This window comes from Sphingobacterium sp. E70 (assembly GCF_019285695.1).
Classification (GTDB): domain Bacteria; phylum Bacteroidota; class Bacteroidia; order Sphingobacteriales; family Sphingobacteriaceae; genus Sphingobacterium; species Sphingobacterium detergens.
The window spans coordinates 5,541,358-5,556,404 of record NZ_CP079104.1 but is presented as its reverse complement, the minus strand read 5'-3'; the positions used below and the strand labels follow the sequence as shown (position 1 = coordinate 5,556,404).

Annotated in this window: 23 protein-coding genes and 1 pseudogene; 16 read left to right on the top strand and 8 right to left on the bottom strand. The window is 40.1% G+C overall.

From position 1 onward, the window contains the following. The first annotated feature begins 240 nt into the window (after positions 1–240). Entirely contained in the window at positions 241–669 is a 429-nt protein-coding gene (locus tag KUH03_RS39720) for a hypothetical protein (protein WP_257090131.1), read from the top strand. A gap of 917 nt (positions 670–1,586) precedes the next feature. Here the strand turns inward: KUH03_RS39720 and KUH03_RS39715 are convergent. The 3 genes from KUH03_RS39715 to KUH03_RS39705 are packed head-to-tail and all read right to left on the bottom strand — an operon-like array spanning position 1,587 to position 2,403. Continuing rightward, entirely contained in the window at positions 1,587–1,712 is a 126-nt protein-coding gene (locus KUH03_RS39715; protein WP_257090130.1) for a hypothetical protein, read from the bottom strand. A gap of 41 nt (positions 1,713–1,753) precedes the next feature. After that, the gene (locus KUH03_RS39710; RefSeq protein ID WP_257090129.1) at positions 1,754–2,056 is read right to left on the bottom strand and encodes a hypothetical protein; all 303 of its coding nucleotides are present in this window, start codon (positions 2,054–2,056) and stop codon (positions 1,754–1,756) included. Continuing rightward, entirely contained in the window at positions 2,053–2,403 is a 351-nt protein-coding gene (locus KUH03_RS39705) for a carboxypeptidase-like regulatory domain-containing protein (RefSeq protein WP_257090128.1), read from the bottom strand. Before KUH03_RS39705 ends, KUH03_RS39710 begins: the two co-directional genes overlap by 4 nt. Before the next feature lie 272 nt (positions 2,404–2,675). Between KUH03_RS39705 and KUH03_RS39700 the strand changes: the two genes are divergently transcribed. Both KUH03_RS39700 and KUH03_RS49880 read left to right on the top strand, forming a co-directional pair. Next, entirely contained in the window at positions 2,676–3,335 is a 660-nt protein-coding gene (locus KUH03_RS39700) for an Imm19 family immunity protein (protein ID WP_257090127.1), read from the top strand. 34 nt (positions 3,336–3,369) lie between these two features. Then, positions 3,370–3,747: a DUF2809 domain-containing protein gene (locus tag KUH03_RS49880; RefSeq protein ID WP_373564570.1), complete on the top strand. Its 378-nt coding sequence runs from the start codon at positions 3,370–3,372 to the stop codon at positions 3,745–3,747. Between the two features lie 164 nt (positions 3,748–3,911). Here KUH03_RS49880 and KUH03_RS39695 read toward each other — a convergent pair whose 3' ends face one another. The 5 genes from KUH03_RS39695 to KUH03_RS39675 all read right to left on the bottom strand — a co-directional run bounded on the left by KUH03_RS39695 (position 3,912) and on the right by KUH03_RS39675 (position 6,733). After that, the gene (locus KUH03_RS39695) at positions 3,912–4,118 is read right to left on the bottom strand and encodes a LuxR C-terminal-related transcriptional regulator (RefSeq protein WP_257090126.1); all 207 of its coding nucleotides are present in this window, start codon (positions 4,116–4,118) and stop codon (positions 3,912–3,914) included. Next, complete coding sequence (locus KUH03_RS39690; RefSeq protein ID WP_257090125.1) at positions 4,115–4,369, bottom strand: hypothetical protein; 255 nt, start codon at positions 4,367–4,369, stop codon at positions 4,115–4,117. Before KUH03_RS39690 ends, KUH03_RS39695 begins: the two co-directional genes overlap by 4 nt. Continuing rightward, a complete protein-coding gene (locus KUH03_RS39685) occupies positions 4,366–4,836 on the bottom strand; it encodes a triple tyrosine motif-containing protein (protein WP_257090124.1) in 471 nt (156 codons plus the stop codon). The genes KUH03_RS39690 and KUH03_RS39685 overlap by 4 nt, the downstream gene beginning before the upstream one ends. After that, a complete protein-coding gene (locus KUH03_RS39680) occupies positions 4,824–6,230 on the bottom strand; it encodes a two-component regulator propeller domain-containing protein (RefSeq protein ID WP_257090123.1) in 1,407 nt (468 codons plus the stop codon). Before KUH03_RS39680 ends, KUH03_RS39685 begins: the two co-directional genes overlap by 13 nt. A 236-nt stretch (positions 6,231–6,466) precedes the next feature. Further along, complete coding sequence (locus KUH03_RS39675) at positions 6,467–6,733, bottom strand: hypothetical protein (protein WP_257090122.1); 267 nt, start codon at positions 6,731–6,733, stop codon at positions 6,467–6,469. Between the two features lie 247 nt (positions 6,734–6,980). Here KUH03_RS39675 and KUH03_RS39670 point away from each other — a divergent pair, with 247 nt between their 5' ends. From KUH03_RS39670 to KUH03_RS39615, 13 genes and pseudogenes are all read left to right on the top strand, one after another. Then, a complete protein-coding gene (locus KUH03_RS39670) occupies positions 6,981–7,673 on the top strand; it encodes a TonB-dependent receptor plug domain-containing protein (RefSeq protein ID WP_257090121.1) in 693 nt (230 codons plus the stop codon). A gap of 2 nt (positions 7,674–7,675) precedes the next feature. Continuing rightward, positions 7,676–10,033 carry a SusC/RagA family TonB-linked outer membrane protein gene (locus KUH03_RS39665; RefSeq protein WP_257090120.1) on the top strand — a complete coding sequence of 786 codons (2,358 nt, stop codon included), beginning with the start codon at positions 7,676–7,678 and terminating at the stop codon, positions 10,031–10,033. A gap of 25 nt (positions 10,034–10,058) precedes the next feature. Next, complete coding sequence (locus KUH03_RS39660) at positions 10,059–11,120, top strand: RagB/SusD family nutrient uptake outer membrane protein (protein ID WP_257090119.1); 1,062 nt, start codon at positions 10,059–10,061, stop codon at positions 11,118–11,120. Beyond that, positions 11,117–11,608 (top strand): RagB/SusD family nutrient uptake outer membrane protein, encoded by a 492-nt coding sequence (locus tag KUH03_RS39655; protein ID WP_257090118.1) that lies wholly within the window; start codon positions 11,117–11,119, stop codon positions 11,606–11,608. The genes KUH03_RS39660 and KUH03_RS39655 overlap by 4 nt, the downstream gene beginning before the upstream one ends. Positions 11,609–11,670: 62 nt before the next feature. Beyond that, positions 11,671–12,264 (top strand): DUF4038 domain-containing protein, encoded by a 594-nt coding sequence (locus KUH03_RS39650; RefSeq protein ID WP_257090117.1) that lies wholly within the window; start codon positions 11,671–11,673, stop codon positions 12,262–12,264. Next, entirely contained in the window at positions 12,251–12,514 is a 264-nt protein-coding gene (locus KUH03_RS39645) for a hypothetical protein (protein WP_257090116.1), read from the top strand. The genes KUH03_RS39650 and KUH03_RS39645 overlap by 14 nt, the downstream gene beginning before the upstream one ends. After that, positions 12,514–12,885, top strand: a complete 372-nt coding sequence (locus tag KUH03_RS39640; protein WP_257090115.1) for a hypothetical protein — start codon at positions 12,514–12,516, stop codon at positions 12,883–12,885. The genes KUH03_RS39645 and KUH03_RS39640 overlap by 1 nt, the downstream gene beginning before the upstream one ends. Beyond that, a complete protein-coding gene (locus KUH03_RS39635) occupies positions 12,882–13,118 on the top strand; it encodes a hypothetical protein (protein ID WP_257090114.1) in 237 nt (78 codons plus the stop codon). Before KUH03_RS39640 ends, KUH03_RS39635 begins: the two co-directional genes overlap by 4 nt. Positions 13,119–13,144: 26 nt before the next feature. Next, positions 13,145–13,318 (top strand): annotated as a pseudogene (locus KUH03_RS49875) (glycoside hydrolase family 16 protein); the annotation flags it as partial. Positions 13,319–13,449: 131 nt separating this feature from the next. Next, entirely contained in the window at positions 13,450–13,656 is a 207-nt protein-coding gene (locus KUH03_RS49870; protein WP_373564895.1) for a hypothetical protein, read from the top strand. A gap of 364 nt (positions 13,657–14,020) precedes the next feature. After that, positions 14,021–14,338, top strand: a complete 318-nt coding sequence (locus KUH03_RS39625) for a beta-eliminating lyase-related protein (RefSeq protein ID WP_257090112.1) — start codon at positions 14,021–14,023, stop codon at positions 14,336–14,338. Between the two features lie 8 nt (positions 14,339–14,346). Continuing rightward, a complete protein-coding gene (locus KUH03_RS39620; RefSeq protein WP_306429884.1) occupies positions 14,347–14,781 on the top strand; it encodes a low specificity L-threonine aldolase in 435 nt (144 codons plus the stop codon). Positions 14,782–14,837: 56 nt separating this feature from the next. Then, complete coding sequence (locus tag KUH03_RS39615; RefSeq protein ID WP_257090111.1) at positions 14,838–14,969, top strand: hypothetical protein; 132 nt, start codon at positions 14,838–14,840, stop codon at positions 14,967–14,969. The last annotated feature ends 78 nt before the right edge of the window (positions 14,970–15,047 follow it).

The window sequence follows — 15,047 nt, the reverse complement described above, 5'->3', positions numbered from 1 at the left end:
TCCCAAAAGATGGAAAGAAAACCTATGAAGAAAATAAGGCTATACAATACCAGTGTGAAATAATCCCCACTTTTACCTAAATTTTTCCGTTCGATTTGGATACTATTTCCCAAGTTTCAACGCTTTTAAAATAATGACTACTTTCTTGTTCGCTTATATAGCATTAATTGGATAAAGATATTTATATTTATCCAATTAATGAATATTTAAATAGAGAGATAAGCAGGGTAAATTTGACTTATGAAGACTTTTCAGTTTAAATCACACAATGTTAAAAAGGGCTTAATCTTTGGATTCAGTTATTTGATTATAGTTTTTACTATTTTCTACCTTATCTATGGTGGCATCGATGGGATGGCCGATGCTGTCAATAACTTTGGATCAGCCAAAGCGCTGGGCTTCTTGGTCGCAATCATTGTTATTGGTCCATTTGTTGTGATCCTGCAGCTAATTAACCCCAAAATAGAGGTACTTATTGATCATCAACATATTCTGATCAAACAACAGAAGAAACCGGATCAGGACATCCTTCTAGACGAAATTTATAGCATGAAGATAAACCATACATTGGTCAATCAACTTCAGCTTTTTGATCAGCAAGGACAGTTACTCATAACGATCCACCCCCAACAGGATATGCAAATCATTTACGGATTGCTGCTGAAATAGCACAGCATAAATCCTTCACCCAACAAAAAGGTAGCAAGAAGATCTTTGGTAATCCGATTGAGACCATGTCTTACACAAGGAAGCTTTAAAACTGAAACAGATTAACATTCCTGACTTGATTCAAAATAACACAAAGATTTTAAATAGAATAAAAATAATAGGTGAAGGTATACTATCCCAATAATCAATGGACATTTTATATGATATCCCCGCTCATCATCTGGGTAGGACTTTGCTATTTAATCTTTGTCGAGCGAAATTTTTCCTTGGTTCTTATGGGCTTTGCTTTATTTTCTTTTCTCTTTTTTGCTATTGCCTTTACGAAAGATTTGGAACCAAGTTAACCATCTATGCAGATCGGCTCGAACTCCGCCAAAACTTTCAGCAGCCCCAATCATGTTACTACACAGATCATGAGTTTGTCGTGGGTTTGACCTATGATACCTATACTCGACAGGTGTTTTCAAAAAAATACGCAGGTCGATCACGTTATTTTTTCTATCCATTGGATGAAGATGGCAATCGTGTGAAAATGCTTTCTACTGCGCTTGAACTAAGTATTACCAAGGGTCGATATCGAAAAATCCAAAAGATTTGTCAGAAAGCTTGGAAAAGCTGGATCTTCTAGCACATTTGCGTTATAATAACAACAATGATACTGTTATTGTTAGAAATAGATAATCCTGTTTATAATAGCTGTACCGCATTCAAATTTATTTTAGCTCCAGCAATTCCTTGCCGAATTTTTTTCTCAATAAACGGATTCATCGGTGGGATGCCAAATTTAGTATTTTCTAACCAAAATTTGCTTGTATACCGGCTTTTCAATTCGAGCCAAAGACCCGAAGTAACCTCTTTCTTTACGCTCTTGAATTCTTCTTTCGTCATGAATCGACGTTCTTGCGTATAAAACTCACTCAAAAATCAAAAGGGACAAATTCGGATTTACGACCTCTTTTGATAGCACCGACGTTCATTACCACCCTGCTGACCAACTTACCCTGTTCAGGTTGATCGAGATTTGTCGGCGAATAATTTTCCATGGTTACGCCGGTATATTGCTGCCCTTTGACCTTAAAGAAACTTACTTCTTTTTGGCTATTGGGTGGAATAATGTCAAAATAGACCTGTACATCGCCACGGGCTGTTTTTTGATATAGCCGGTATTCAGATTACCCGTCCGGATGATTCGCCGCCCTTTATCCGGGACCATAACAAATTTTGGCGGAAGATCATTCGCAACAGACTGTGCCTTCATGCGCATCACATGTGGCTTCCATTGCCAGAAATTACCCATCACCTCTCTAAAATTCTGAGTAGCGATGGAATCCTCAAAAATCCGGTAATCCAAAATACGGTGATAGACTTTCCCATTCTTGTTTTTCAACGGAATATAATATTCAATAATTCCGTCGTAGAAATAACGCGTACGCTTATTGAAAAAGTGGTATTTCTAAAATACCCTTTCAAAACCAGATAATCATACCGACTCTTATCTCCGATTGCGACCTCATCTATTTTAATACTACGTGGAATCAATTTGATCAACTTCTCCTTACGTAGCCCCGAGCTCAATTCCTCATAATTATTATAAGAAATATGCTGTAATATGATCTTTGCGCTTGCATTCTGCCTAAGCGAATCTATAGCAAACTCCCCTTTTGCATTTGCCACACCTAATAATGTTCCATCTTCAGCGTAGATATTCACTAGAGGTACAGGTTCACCACTCAAACTATCAACGATACGTATCTGAGCAAATAGAACGTTGCAACTAAAAAAACACATAAGAGAAATAATATTTTTGCCATAAATCAAATTATTGATCTAAAATATAAAATAGTCATTAAAATAACTGTCAAAAATCGTTAAAGAACAGCCGCAACGAAAATCCACTACAGTAAATATAGTCTACTAACTCCCCTTTTATTAAGAGCTTTTTTGCCCTGTATCGTCGTTCTCTATAAACTTCTTTTTATATTTAGCCATTAATCTAATGGTATAATATGGATAAACGCATTTCAGTTAATGAGCTTGAGGGAAACGTATTCTTTTGGTATTATTATTTATGCTGGTTCCGTGGTTATGATGCTGAAAACGAATTAAATATTGATGAAGCACTGGATGTTCTGAAAATTGATGTGGAAGATTTGGTCAATTGGGAACAATTTTTCTTCCCTCCTAATACAGATGATGAAGTACTTCGATATATCGCTGAAGACCTGACAGAGGAATTGTCCATTCATATCCAATTCCGTTCAAATGCAATCGTTTTCTTTCTCAATGATAACTATATCGGTAATCTAGGCGGCCATTTTGAAGCCTGGTTTCTGACCTTAGAAGAATTGAAATCTTTTGTGAAGTATCCGTTTGTATTTTTGTTACTTCTACCGATGCTCGGCATTCCGGCTGCACAGGCACAAGAAACCAGATCATTGATAGAAAAACACTTGACAATTATTCCAATTCTTAAAGATCATGCTTCCTATATAGCAAGCTGTATCACAAATGGATTAGTTATGACAAACGGTTTTGTACGGCAAAATGCACTAGGCCTAACCAATGATCAAAATCACAGTGTCAGAAATATAAATCAATATCCGAGCGATAAAGATGACATCATCGCACTGAATAAAATATTGGAACAGTTTGTTCAAAAAGACTAACCTCTACCAACTTTATTTGATAAGCATAATCACGATGATAAAATTAACGAGAGTCCACTACCTGGTTTTAATGTGTGCAACAATAGTCTTAGGATTATTATCACGGAAAATTACAGGAATCCCATTATCTGTGGGCGATGGTTTATACGCTGTGATGATCTACTGGTTATGCAGGTTTATATTTTTTCAGCGATCCCTCAGCTTTTGCTTTGTAAGTTCATTGATATTTTGTTTTGCAATTGAGTTTCTACAATTGGTACAACATCCACTATTAATCAGCGTCAGAAGTCATCCGCTATTACGACTGCTATTTGGCCAAGGCTTTCTCTGGTCTGACCTGATCGCCTACATCGCTGGATCTGCTATCGCTTTTCTCTTGGATCGATCTTTTCACCGATCCAAGACAAGATAGAAAAGAATAAGGTTAAAAGCATAGCCTATGCAGAACACCGATAATATACTGACAATAAAAAGAATCTTTTCATATTTTGATCGTTTGTTGTCTGTAACGAATGTGGTAATTCAGCCTTTTATAAATTAATTATAGGTGCTTTCTTTTTTACAGGTATAATTTCCTCAAATCGTATTCAGATAGTCATTTAATGACAGCTCCGTTTCTACCTGTAATTTTTTCCGTAATCTATATCGGTGTATTTCAACTCCTCTGACAGTAATATTCTGCAATTGCGCAATTTGTTTGGATGTAAAATGAAGCTTCAAATAAGCACATACTTTAAGATCATTGCGGGATAATCCGGGATGTTTTTCCTTTAACTTATTCAAAAAACCATCATTAAGCTCATCAAAATGGCTGGCAAATTGATTCCAGTTGGCGCTGTTTTTTCAATATCTTTTAATAGGTTATTGATACGCTTTAGATTGGAATCTTCATCGTCACCCGTATCCAGCTTAGCCAATTCATCTCTTACTTTGATCAATGCTCCCGAATTTTCCAGCAGCTGCATACTCGTACTCGCCAATTCTTTTGTTTTGGTGATGACCTCATTGGCCAACCTCTCATTGTTCAGCTTCACAATTTCTTTTTCATTTTTTTCAATTTCCAGCTGATGGATATAACGCAGCAGCTGCTCAATTGTTTTTCATGTTTTAGCTGCTGTTTATGCTGTTCAATTTTTCGCAGACGAATCAGACCCAATACACCAAGTGTAGCGAGTAGAAAGTAACCGATTTTTGCCCATAAGGTTTTATACCAAGGTGGCAAAACGACAAAACTGTATTCCGCTACACTGGATACTTGATTTAGGTTGTTCCGAACCTTAACTAAGAACGTATACTCGCCGTCCTGCAAGTTGGTATACGACTTTTCGGACTGCTGTGTCCAAGAAGACCAATTCTCATCATAACCCGACAATTTATAGCTAAACTCCAGATGTTGATGTATGCCATAACTTGGTGAAGAGAAGTTAAATCGGAAAGAATTGAAAACAGCCGGCAACTGTAAGATACTGTCCTTTCCAGACGCTTCTTTTAGTTTTGACATATTTGAAAAAAACCAGCAAAAATAAGACTATCGCCCTTCCCTGTTGCCATAACTTGTGAGAGCATAGCGACCGGCTTAAAGCTTTGTTTCAGGTATTTGTCATAATTGATATGAAGCACTCCTTTTTCTGCGCCTACATAGATATTATTTTTATCGAAACTATAGATATGCTCAAAACCGGAAGTACTCATGCCTTCTATTTCTGGAAAATTAACCAAATCATAGGTTCCCTTTTTGGCGTCAAACTGTCCAAGACCAACTGTTTTCTTTGTACAAAACCAGATATTACCATCTTGGTCATCCTTTAGATAGCGGATGGTCAGATCCTTAAAAGCAGCAAACTGTTTGCTTGGCACAAATCGCTTGCTATTATAATCATAATTATAAAGCCCTTTTTCCGTTGCAAATACAACTTGATTTTTTATTCTAAACACATAATTTTGATAATCCGCGGGTAGTCCATTCTTTTGTGTATACAGCTCAGCCTGATAAGACTTCTTATCTTTTGAAAGTGTTATGCGGTATATTCCTCTGTAGGGATGTGAAGCCCATATTGTTCCATTTTCATCCTGTTCAAGAAAGCGAAAAGAATCAGATGGTCCATTGAGCAGGCCTTTAGAAGAGAAAACACCGTTATGAAAATGCAATAGCTCCAAGCCCTGATAGGTACCAACTAAACTCTCTTCAATAGGATATACCATATTTAATGGAAGCAATTTCCATGTCCCTATACCCTGTGTTAGTGGTTTGATGGAATGATCCGTGATCTGAAACAAACCCTTATTGTGCCCCAGTAACACGTAGCCATTGAGTTGTTCTAAGCGCCAGGCTTCTCCAGCATCACTCCCTTGAAGCAGTGAAAACACGGCCGGTGAACGGCTTTGATCTATTAGATCTCTTTTTATATTGGCATAATATACTCCATTGGATGAAGAAAGATAAAGTGTATTATTAAAGATGACAGCGGAATATCCGGTAACATCATTGTCCATATTTGGTCTCAGGTAACGAATAGCACTTCCATAACTGATGACCGAAATTACATTATCAGTACCAATCCATATATTCTTTTGCTTATCAACGAAAACGGTGGTGACGTTCTTATTTTGCAAACCTTCCTTGACGCCGATCCGTTGTATTGTATTTCCGGCCATATCACGTATGTGACAACCTTCTTTTGCATTACCCACAACAAATGTTAACTCGTCGATCTGTGCTAAGGATGGGGTATAGCTACCATCGTTATCCTGCTTATTCAATCGCGTCATTTTTCTGCCTTGCAAGGCATAATTTTCATTATTTAAAGTAGATAATAATATACGATCCTTGCCAAAAGGCATTATAGTAGCAATCTTAACATCTTTAAAGGGTAAGTCTGTGATATAGGAGTCCATTTATTATCCCGGAATTCTAAAAAACCATTCTTCCGATCCTGTGCATATAATATTCCCCCGATTGTCCCATAAAATACCATTCCACAGCAGCAGGGTGTACCTGGATCTTTTGTCCTTTTAACTCAAATATAACATCTGTTCCTCGAAAAAAACTGATTGCCCTACCCCAACAGTATTCCAGATATCTGCAAAGTTCCGATATTTTGGAGGAATTAGCTCTTTCAATGACCTGTAGGTCAATCCTGATTGCGAAGAGCGTTCAAAATAGCCAAAATCACCTTGCCCCCAACATATATACGATCATTAACATCAATCCATATGGAGCGAATATTGGTGTGATTGGGCAAGGAGAATGTTTTCCAATATCGTCCGTCAAACGTCAACAATCCTTCGCTATTGCCAAAATACATAATCCCATGGCTGTCCTGTTTGATATCCCATGTTCGGCTCCCGCCTTGATATATCGATTTGCTATAATTATACACCAGTGGTAAGCCAAGCAAATCCTGTCCAACCAGCCGATTTGAAAAAACAGAAAATAGCGTAAAAAATAGGATGACAAAACACTTCATAATAATTCCCTTCAATTGGCTGACGTAAACTTGACGTAGCCCAAATATATTGAATTTTAGCCGAAAAACCCAACATGACGTAGTGTTGTAGTACCTCTAAAATTTAGCAAACCCATCCGTAAGACTAATTTTGGTATTTGATAATTATAAACAATTCCTAAATTTTAATTCATTACACATGAGAAATAATATCAGTATTATTGCCAGTGTTGCACTGTTCTCTTGCTTGACAAATACGGTCATGGCACAGAACAAAACCATCAGTGGAAGGATCACCAACCAAGCGGGAAATCCTATTGTCGCGAGCATCTTTTTGCAGGGCAATTCCAAGATCGGTACCAGCAGCAACGAGAACGGGGATTTTAGTCTTTCAATTCCGCAAAATTCGACCAATTTGGTGATCTCCTCTTTGGGGTATGAAACACAAACCGTTTCTATAAATGGGAACCTCTTAAATATTCAGCTCCAACCCAAGGGTGATTTCAATCTGGACGAAGTAGTTGTTGTCGGCTATGGTACACAACGAAAGGGAGATCTAACAGCTCCTATTGGAAAGGTAGATATGGGTGAAATGGTCAAACGGACTGTCGCCAATCCAATGGATGCCCTACAGGGTGCTGTCACTGGCGTACAGATCGTCAGTTCGGGAGCACCAGGATCAACGCCATCCGTCCGTGTCCGTGGTGTAGGCTCTTTTAATAATGAAAGTCCCCTTTATGTTGTAGATGGGATGTTCATGGATAATATTGACTTCCTGAATCCAAATGATATAGCCGACATTTCTATTTTAAAGGATGCTTCTGGAGCAGCAATCTATGGGGTTCGTGCCGCAAATGGTGTCATTCTGGTGACTACAAAAAAGGAAGCTTAAATATGAAATCAAAAATTACTTATAATGGTTTCGCAGGTTTCCAGACACCAACAAATGTTTTAAAAATGGCCAATGCGCAGCAATATGCGGCCTATGCAACGGCTATTGGTAATGACGCATTTGTTAAGAGTTCTGTACAGAAATTTGGTGGTACCGAAACCAATCCCGCAATGGATACAGATTGGTTCAAAGAACTGTTGCGTTCCAAGGCCCTGATCACAAACCATAACTTGGATATGATGGGTGGAGGTGAAAAAATAACCTATGCGATGGGACTTAATTACGTCAAACAGGACGGGATTATGGATGCCAGCAATATGAACCAAAAATACAATATCCGAATGCAGGTGGATGCTAAAGTAACAGACTGGTTAAAAGCAGGTTTTAGTGCACATTTCAATAACTTCAAAACCTATTCACCTAACAACGCCGCGTTCAGACAGGCCTATTTTGCTTCGCCACTCTATCCAGTCTACGACCCTTCACTGGAACTTGCCAAACCTGAAAAATTTGGATCTAGTACTGCGATTGGCATGCAATCCGGATTTTGGTACAATAATCCGATTGCAACGGCATTCTACAATACCAATCAAACCAAAGGTTTTCAGATTTTACCAACAATCTATTTGGAGGCAGAGCTTTGGAAAGATAAGATCACTTTTCGCTCACAGCTTAGCCAGCGGTATCAATCTACCCACAACATAAACTATAATCCTGTTTATTATATTGATAATGATCAACGCAACGACCGCTCTTTTTTACGATCAGCGCAAGCACGTAACACCAATTATATCTTAGATAACCTCTTAACCTATAAAGATCAGGCCGACAAACACCACTGGTCTATTCTACTAGGCCAGTCTTCTCGTGAAGAACGCTGGCGTGAGACCTGGGTTCAAGCCAATGATGTACCTGCGTCCGAAGAATTTTGGTATGTGGGGGTGGATGCCCAAGGCACTGGTTCAGCTACTGGTTACGGTGAGAGAGGGTCAAGAAATGCAGGTATATCCTATTTCACGAGAGGCACCTATGACTATGACAACAAGTATCTATTGACGGCAACATTCCGTGCTGATGGAAGTTCAAAATATCAGACAAAATGGGGTTATTTCCCCTCGATAGGTTTGGGTTGGGTATTAACCCGCGAAAAGTTTATGGAAAACCAAAAACTCTTCAATCAATTGAAGGTCCGTGGAAGCTGGGGTAAATTGGGGAACGACGGTATTCAACCCAATGCTGGATACGCGACAGTGTATTCGGGCAATAATTATTCGGGAATATTCGGCAGTGAAGGTGCAACAAATGGAACACGTGTACCCGGATATCGTGTCGGCCGATTTTTCACCCAGGTCCGCTGGGAAGTTGTTGAAGAATGGGATGGTGGTCTAGATTTCGCTTTGTTGAACAATCGCTTAACAGGTACAGTAGACTACTATCACCGTACAACAAACGATCTCGCTTTTAGCAGGCCTATCCCCTTTTCCTGGGATCGTGTCTACGGCAATTGGGGCAGCGTAACGAACAGTGGCTGGGAGATTGGATTGCAATGGAAAGACAAAGTTGGTGACTTCGGCTATGCGATCGGCGGAAACCTGACCACATTAAAAAACCGAGTAAAGAACCTCGGTGGACTGGAAAATATCATGAATGGTTATCCCGAATGGTCGGCAGAATTTCCAGCGAGGATTGAGCTCAATCAACCCATCAACTTCTATTACGGTTATGAAGTTGCAGGTGTCTACCAAAATCAAGCGCAGATTGATGCAGATCCCATTGCGAAAAGATATAACCAACAAAATCCAAATACACCGATTTTACCAGGGTATCTTCAATACAAAGATCAGAACAACAATGGTGAGCTTGATGAAAAAGACCGCGTTAACCTCGGGAACTATCTTCCAACTATCGCCTACGGATTTAACCTAGCATTTGATTACAAAAAGTTTGATTTAAGCATCGCCTTTCAAGGTGTAGCGGGCAACAAAATCCATAATCTTAATCGTGCAATGCGTCGAAAATACAATCAGATGAATGCAGATGCCGCTTTCATCGAAAATCTCTGGACCGGAGAAGGTAGCAGCAACACCCACCCTTCTGCAAAAGGATCTGTAGCCCCATGGAATCTGCAAGCAAGCTCGTTTTTTGTCGAGAGTGGTGCCTATTTACGGATACAGAATATTCAGCTTGGCTATAATTTTGATCTGAATAAAATACCAGTACGTGTTTTTGCAACGGCTGACAGACCTTTTATATTCACGAAGTACAATGGTTTTACGCCAGAAATAACTGGAATGGGATTCGATGCCAACGTCTATCCGATTGCTTCGTCTTATAGTCTAGGTGTCAAAGTATCGTTCTAACTGTTAACCTTTTAATTTAAACTGTATGAAAACTTTAAAATATATTCTGATTGCAAGCTGCTTAGGCCTCTCTTTTACCATATCCAGCTGTAGTAAGTTTTTGGACAAACCCTTAGAAAACCAGCAGCGTTCCGAGGAAATCGATTACAGCAATACGGCATTGATGTACGGCCCTGTATCCGGCGTGTACCGTTCGGCTGCAGATGATAATCTGGTTCATTGGATCGACCTTTCCATTCGTTGTATGCGCGATGACGACTACCAACAAGCTGCCCCAAATCCAAATGACAATCCCGAATTAATGGGCATCAAAAATTTTCAAAATGATGTTACAATTCAATCCTATTGGGGACTAAATCAATCTTGGATTAGTTATTACAGTCTCGTTATCGCAGCAAACAATGCCTTGATCGAGTTGGATAATTTTGCAGCGAAAATTCCCACATCCAATACCGCTGACATAAAGCTCAACAAACAATACAAGGCAGAAGTCAAAGTCTTAAGGGCATACGCCCATCTGATGGCATCACGTCTATTTGGCAATGTACCTATTCTGATTGATAGCGATAATATCGGCCGATTAGCTACGATCAATAAAAGCACCGCTGCGGAAGTCCGACAATTTATTATTGATGAAATGAATGCCTGTTCGGAGGACCTTGAAGATGCACGTCCAAACCAGTCTAAACACATTGGTGCTGTGACAAAATACACCGCTCTCCTGTTAAAAGCAAAAGCGGCGGCAGATCTGGCAGGAAATGACAATGGAAGCACACATTGGAATGAAGTGCTTGATGCCACCAACAAAATTATAGCCAGTGGTCGGTTTTCTTTATATCCTAACTATTACGAGCTTTTTAAAATTCCTGGAAAGCTGGCTAATGAGTCAATCTTTGAACTACAATATTCCGATTTTGGATTAGGCACAGGTGATATCGTTCGACCAGGTGTTGACTGGGGACTTTCTTCAAATGGCAAGGTCCTTCAGGTGATCAGAAAGGGAGTCCTATTTCCGGTGCTGGATGGGTTCCCCCTTCACAAAATATTGTTGATTTCCTTACCAATAGAGGCGAAACCGAACGTTTGAAAACGACGATCCAATATTGTGGAATCAATGGCAATCCGGCTACAACCGCGACAACACCAAGCGGCGACGTGGTTTATGGTAATCCTTTTGGTGTCAAATATTTCAACGGCAAGGCCTATCTTCCGAAATCCCAGATGACAGCAGGCCGAATGGAGTATGGTGCGAATAATAATGTTCGTATATTACGTTATGCAGATGTACTTTTATTAAATGCGGAAGCAAAAGTCAGAAAGGGACAAAATGGAGACGAACCTTTTCGTCTGATTCGCGAACGCGCAAAACTAACACCAATTGCCAATGTCTCCCTCAATCAGATCCTTGACGAACGTCGGGCTGAATTTGCCTGTGAATGGTGGGGCGAACGTTTCAATGACTTGGTTCGTACGGGGCGTGCAAAAGATGTCTTTGGTTCAAAATTCATTCCCGGTGTAAGCGAGTTTCTCCCTATACCTCAGACCCAAATAGATGCAAATCCTAACTTTAGATAAATGAAGACAGCAGGAAGATTAATAACATTATTATTGCTAAACCTTCTCTTCGTTCCTATCGTATGGGGACAAAAAGGGAAAGTCATAAAACAGCAGTCGCAAAAACCGGTAACGGCTTTACAATCATGCGTGATGGAAAACCCTACTTTATCAAGGGAGCGGGCGGAACAAGCAATATGGAACAATTAAAAGCCTATGGAGGCAACTCCATACGTACTTGGAGTCCTCAAGGCGCGGATGAAATCCTAAATAAAGCACAGCAATTGGGGCTTACGGTCACCTTAGGGCTGGATGTGAAAACAGAACGACATGGCTTCGATTATAACGATCAAACGGCAGTTGCCAAACAGAAAGAATACCTTCGCACAGTTATCCTGAAATACAAAGATCATCCAGCCTTATTGGCCTGGGGCATCGGTAATGAGCTCAACCTTCATTACAGCAATCCCAAAGTCTGGGATGCCGTCAATGATATTGCAAAAATGATCCATGAATTAGACCCCAATCACTTGGTAACGACCATGCTTGCGGGTATAAATCAAAAAGAGATTGATTATATCAAGTTAAAGTGCCCTGCTCTGGATCTTATTGCCGTGCAGGTATACGGTGGACTCGCCGCTGTTCCCCAAGAATTAAAAAAAAGTGGGCTGGAATAAAGCTTATATCGTCACGGAATGGGGACCTACGGGGCATTGGGAAAGTCTACAGACACCATGGGGAGCATCCATTGAGGAGAGCAGTAGTCAGAAGGCAGCCGTCTATAGATCCAGGTACGAAGCTTCGATCGGTCAGGACAAAAACTGCCTGGGTTCTTATGTCTTTCTATGGGGTCAGAAACAAGAACGCACACCAACCTGGTATGGTTTGTTTACCGAAGCGGAGAAGAAAATGAAGTCGTTGATGTAATGCATTATCTCTGGTCAGGCAAATGGCCTAACAATCGGGCACCGCAGCTAGAATCCTTTTTGTTGGACAACAGGCAGGCAAAAGATTTTATCTATCTTGAATCAGGTAAGAAATATCCGATTGAAGTCTTTGTAAAGGATCCTGATGGGGATAAATTACAGATCCGTTGGGAACTCCTTCATGAGAGTACAGATCTCAAAGAGGGTGGTGACCGTGAGGAGCGACCTCAAGCGCTATCCGGTCATATCAAAAGTAATTCCGATACCAAGGATCTATCACCGCTCCCATCAAAGCAGGCGCCTATCGTCTATTTGTTTATGCAAGCGATGGGAATAATAATGTCGCGACAGCAAATATTCCATTTTATGTGAATTCAGATTCGGCTAAAACAGGAGACCTCACCTATCATTTTTCTCCTTCACCGACCTGGTCCGACGAATTTAACTATTCGGGTCTACCGGATAAGAACAAATGGTCCTATGATGTCGGTTCTTTAGATGACGGCTGGGGTAACAATGAACTGCAATATTATATGGACGCATCATTAACGAATTCCAAGGTAGAAGATGGCCTCTTAAAGATTACGGCGAAAAAGAAAATATAGGCGGCAAATCCTATACTTCGGCTCGATTGGTCAGCAAGAATAAAGGTGATTTTACTTATGGAAGATTTGAGGCCCGTGCCAAATTACCTAAAGGTCGTGGCACCTGGCCTGCTATCTGGATGCTTCCGACCGATTGGAAATATGGAGGATGGCCCAACTCAGGTGAAATAGATATTCTCGAACATGTTGGCTACGAACAGGATGTCGTTCATATTTCAACGCATACCAAAGCTTACAATCATGGTATAAATACGCAAAAACAAGTAAAAGACAGGTTACAGGAGTTTCCGATGAGTTTCACAACTATCGGGTTGACTGGACTCCCGCCTACATCAAAGGTTTTGTGGATGACCATGAAATCTTTCATGTTGACAATGAGCACAAGAGTTTTAAAGAATGGCCCTTTGACCAAAACTTCCATTGGCTCATCAATTTGGCAGTGGGTGGCAACTGGGGTGGCAAAGAAGGCGTCGATGACAGCATATTCCCTGTGACATTTGAAGTTGACTATGTACGTGTCTATGATTTACTAAATTAAAAGTTCATTCGATGTTCTCGTTTTAAAACAAAACCGCTTGTCATAATCGCTTGACAAGCGGTTTTACTTTTTTAGGATTGCTTCATTGCAGATTTAGCAAAAGACGAAGTAATCAGTGATCCCGAACATGTTTTTTTGTTCAAAAGCAGGAAAAAGTAAGAACGTATTTATACTTTTGAAAACGCAAGCGGCGATTGACTTTTTTCGGTTCATCGTTTTGGTATGAAAGATTGGAAAAACTGCAATAGCCATTGCTTAATTAGAAAGACACCTGAGCTAAAACACTTACTATGTACAACTTTAAAAACGACTATTCGGAAGGGGCCCACCCCGTATTTTAGATAAACTTATTGAAACCAATCTCGTGCAGCAATCCGGATATGGAGAGGATGAATATGCACAACAGGCAAAAGCAATTTTAAAAAAAAAATTAAACAATCCAGATGCGGGCATCTATTTCGTCTCTGGAGGAACGCAAACAAATTTACTGGCCATATCGTTCTTATTGCGTGTCCATGAGGCTGTAATAAGTGCAAAAACGGGACATATTGCAGCAAATGAAACGGGTGCAATCGAAGCCACCGGGCACAAAGTCATCACAACCGAAACAGCAGATGGGAAATTAAGGTCTGAAGATATTGCTAATGTTCTGGAGGCCTATGCGCTGGCCCCCATGTCGTAAAACCACGTATAGTCTATATCTCCAATTCAACAGAAATTGGCACAATTTACACGCGTGATGAACTCAAGGCACTCTTTCAATTCTGTCAATCCCATCATTTGTTACTGTATCTCGATGGTGCCCGATTGGGACATGCACTTACTGCTGAAAATAGTGATTTGACACTCGCTGCCATCAGCGAATATACCGATGTCTTTTATATTGGTGGCACCAAAAATGGAGCCCTTTTGGGAGAAGCCATTATCTTTAATAAACCTGAATTGGCTATAGATTTTGACTATGCAATCAAACAAAAAGGTGCTATGTTGGCCAAAGGACGTATTCTTTCAATCCAGTTTCTGGAACTATTTAAAGATGATCTCTATTTCGATCTGGCTCGGCAGGCAAATGCCCTGGCCATGCGTATTGCGTCAGCAGTTCGTGAAAAGGGCTATACTTTTTAACTGAATCCACCACAAATCAATTATTTCCTATTCTTCCAAAGAAGGTCATTGAACGATTGAGCCAGCATTACCAATTCTATAACTGGAAAAATATAGACGCTGAGCATACCGCGATTCGGCTCATCACCTCTTGGGCGACTGATGAGGAAAAGGTTGAAGCTTTTATTCGGGATTTGCAGGAAGCCTAAAAGAAAAGACGATTATTTGCTGAGCGATAACTACTCTATATAAGCAAAAAAAGCGCGCAAGGAAATAATAGAATTCTT